At 68.5% G+C, this 3,263-nt stretch carries 4 protein-coding genes; 1 reads left to right on the top strand and 3 read right to left on the bottom strand.

What is annotated here, in order from left to right; translation table 11 throughout:
* Positions 1–176: 176 nt before the first annotated feature.
* On the bottom strand, positions 177–836 hold the full coding sequence (locus ACFWSK_RS37525) for an MSMEG_1061 family FMN-dependent PPOX-type flavoprotein (RefSeq protein ID WP_383796617.1): 660 nt from the start codon (positions 834–836) through the stop codon (positions 177–179).
* Positions 837–947: 111 nt separating this feature from the next.
* Here ACFWSK_RS37525 and ACFWSK_RS37520 point away from each other — a divergent pair, with 111 nt between their 5' ends.
* A complete protein-coding gene (locus ACFWSK_RS37520) occupies positions 948–1,907 on the top strand; it encodes a transposase family protein (protein WP_383796614.1) in 960 nt (319 codons plus the stop codon).
* 120 nt (positions 1,908–2,027) lie between these two features.
* On the opposite strand, the gene ACFWSK_RS37515 is transcribed toward ACFWSK_RS37520, so the two are convergent.
* Entirely contained in the window at positions 2,028–2,546 is a 519-nt protein-coding gene (locus tag ACFWSK_RS37515) for an AAA family ATPase (RefSeq protein WP_383796611.1), read from the bottom strand.
* A gap of 242 nt (positions 2,547–2,788) precedes the next feature.
* Positions 2,789–2,881, bottom strand: coding sequence for a helicase (locus ACFWSK_RS37510; RefSeq protein WP_383796608.1), 93 nt, complete (start codon positions 2,879–2,881; stop codon positions 2,789–2,791).
* Between the last annotated feature and the right edge of the window lie 382 nt (positions 2,882–3,263).

The following is a 3,263-nucleotide window of genomic DNA, read 5'->3' as shown; positions in this document are numbered from 1 at the left end:
AACCCGCCACCCTGTGGATACCTCATCCTCTCGTGATACCGCAGGCAGACACCCCTCGTCAGCCCTTATGACTTCACGAGTTCAATCTCAGTAACGGGCTGACCCGCGATTGATCTCGGGGCGTGCTGGTCTGGGGGTTCGGCGGGCTGGTGGTTCAGTAAGCGCAGGTGGGCCCGTTACTCGTACCGGTACTTCAGTGAATCCGCCTCTGCCTGCTCGATGTCAGCGATCGTCAGCTCCGGCATCCGCAGCTGGGCCAGCGTCACCTCGGCCGAAGTTGGCTGGGCGTCCGCAGGCAGCCACTGCTCCGGCTTCCAGGCCCCGCTGCGCAGGAGCGACTTGGGGCAGTGCGGGTAGACTTCCTCGATCCCCAGCACCAGCGCACTGGCCGGCGGCTTGCCCACGGCGGTCAGCTGCGACAGCAGGTCCGGGCGGGTGGAGACGCAGGCCCGGCCGTTCACCCTGAGCGTCGTGGTGCGCCCGGGGATGAAGAACAGCAGCCCAGCCCGTCCGGTGGCGATAACGTTCTGCAGGGTGTCCAGACGCTTGTTGCCGGTCGCGTCCGGTATCGCCACCGTCCGTGTGTCTAGGACGGCGACGAAACCGGCGGGGCCGCCGCGCGGGGAAACGTCACAGTTGCCCTCGGCGTCCGCGCTGGCGACCAGGACCAGCGATGAGCAGCCGATCAACCGCTGTGTCTTTTCGGTGAGTTCGGTCATCTGCTTGCGCACGGCCGCCTCGCTGGGGAGTTCGTAGGCCCGGCGCAGCGCCTCCTGGTCGGGCACGGCGTCGAGGCGGAGCGAGTCGAAGGCGCTGCTGGCAAGGGGTGGCGTCATGCTCCCGACCCTAATGGGCCGACCTGCGATTGATCTTGGTCGGAGAGTGCGGGGACATAGAGACCGCCTCGCGAGTTGTCTGGTGTGTGAATCAAACAGGTCCGCGTGGCCATGTCCCATCCTGCCTTCTGCGGGCTGTCGCGCGGACATCTGGGCGAGTTGGTTGCGGAACTCGCCCCGCGCTGGGTGGCGCGCTGTGAGTCCGGGCGCCGTGAGCGACGTGAGAGCAACCGTCGGCGGGAGGTGGGGGCCGGGCCGAAGTACGAACTGGTCTTCACCGACCGGCTCCTGGTGACACTGGTCCATCTGCGGACTGGGCTCACCCATGAGGCGTTGGGCGTGCTTTACAGGTCCTCCACGATCGGCCGGGCGATCCGGGAGGTCCGCCCGCTGCTGGCGGACCGTGGGTTCGCCGTCCCCGACCGGCCCGGCATCCGGCTGCGGACTCTGGAGGATGTGTTCGCCTATGCCGCGGCCGAGGGCGTCACCTTGCGGATCGATGGGATGGAGACCCAGGTGCGCCGCCCACGCGCAGGCCGCCCCGGTCGGCGGGCCTTCGTCTCCGGCAAGCGCAGGCAGAACACCGTCAAGACCACCACGATCAGCGACGGTCAGGGCCGCACCCTGTGGTCCGGGGCGCAGCGCCCAGGCCGGATGCACGACCAGACCGCCGTGCGCACCGAGGGCATCGCCGAGCAGTTCCACCGGCGCCCCGGCGTGAAGGCCGAGGTCGACGATGGCTACCGCGGCCTGGCCAACGATTTCCCCGACCAGGTCAGCGCCCCGCCCAAGAGACCGAAGGGCATGAAGGCCCCGAACGACGGGCCCGTCACCGAGCTGTACGGCTGGCGCGAGATGAAACGCCGCCAGTCCTCCCGCCGGATCTGTGTCGAGCACGCCAACGCCGAAGTCCGGCAGTGGCGCCCGCTCCAGCGGTACACCGGCCGGCGCGAGACCTATGGCGAGACTCACCTCGCCATCGCCGCTTTGGTCTCCGACCGCGCCGCCAAGCGGCCCACCCGGTACAAAACCAGCACCGAGCTGGTGCACGTTCGCGCCACAGCCTGCTAAACCACGACCCAGCCGAACCGCAGGCCAACACGCCCCAAGATCAATCGCGGGTCAGCCCGTAAGAAGGACTGGTCGTCCGGCAGCCAGCCGGGCGCTCTTGACGGCGAGCTGGCTGAGTGCCTACGACTGCCGGGCCGTCGGTCCAGTCATGCTGGTGACAATGAGTCGAGGCAGCTGGCGGCTGAGCACGGCACCACCATTCGCAGCCTGGTGGAGGACCTCGCCCAGGACACTCCAACCCAGGCCGAGTACGCCGAGCGTGCCGAGCTGGCCCGCGCCGAGCTCGCCTCTGCGCTCCGCCGGTGCCGCCTGCTCCCGCCGCAATTGCTCGACCGCCTTGTCGAACTCCTTGCACGGCCCCGCCTGCTCGGCCAGCTGCCGGGCCAGCTCGACCAAGGCCTGCTGCACCCCGTGGACGTCGTTCTCGTCCACCATCGCTGTCACCGCGTCCGCGCGCCTGGCCGCCTCCTGCCACTGACGCAGCAGCGTCGACTTCCCCACACCGCCCACACCACGCACGTGGAACAGGAAGTCCGCCGGATCCTCCTCGGAAAGAGGATCCTTCGACAAGTTCTCCGCAAACAGCGCCAGCTGAGCACGCCGCCCCACAAACCGCGCCTTCGCACGCTGCCGGATCAACGCGCCCCTCGACAGACCCCGCGTACCCGACCCCGACATCCCCGACACCCCAGCTACTCGTCTGCCGCGCTCTTAAGAATCGGCCTCACGCCCGCCTCTGATTCTCATCAGACGCAAGCCCTCAGTTTCTAGTCCGGAGCTCACGTCTGTCAGCCAAGCCCGTGAAACGCCTGCACTGTGGCCGGAGCGGACCGCAGTGCAGGACGGAAGGAAGAAACTCGCTCCCACCACCAGGCGATCCGCTACGCCGTCCAGTCGAGCCCGAGGTTGGCGAGGGCGGCGCGTTGGTCGTCGGTGAGCCGGTCGCGCCGGCTCTTCTGGTTGCTCGGAAACACCCCGAGGCGTACGGATGTCCCGTCGGGCAGCTCTTCGATGTGCTGCCTCCCGATGGTGGTCTTCCCTTCCCGGGCGATGCTGCCGCAGGGCCGTGAGGCCCCGTGTGAACGTCTCGTAGCCCTTCTGGGCCCCGCGACTTCTTCACCCCGGCCACGCGCTGCCGTCTCCTGGCCCCGTACAGCGGCTCGTGGCCGCACGTTCAGCTCCCTCAACCGTCGCTGCTGTCCGACGTTGAGCTGCGCCCAGTCACGCGCTTGTCGGACCGCCCAGCAGGCACTGGAAAGGCTTGCCACCCTGAGCCTCCTCGCGCACTGGATCGACGAGTGCGAAGGCCTCATCTGACCAGCGCCCAGCGCCATGACCGGACTCCGGGCCTCAAGG

The sequence above is a fragment of the Streptomyces sp. NPDC058620 genome (genome assembly GCF_042717135.1).
In the GTDB taxonomy this organism is placed as follows: Bacteria; Actinomycetota; Actinomycetes; order Streptomycetales; family Streptomycetaceae; genus Streptomyces.
Note: the sequence above shows the minus strand (reverse complement) of the source record. Positions and strands in the feature narration are given on the sequence as shown.

Coding starts and splice junctions, on each gene's coding strand:
- ACFWSK_RS37525 (WP_383796617.1), bottom strand. CDS start 836: ATGACGCCACCCCTTGCCAGCAGCGCCTTCGACTCGCTCCGCCTCGAC.
- ACFWSK_RS37520 (WP_383796614.1), top strand. CDS start 948: ATGTCCCATCCTGCCTTCTGCGGGCTGTCGCGCGGACATCTGGGCGAG.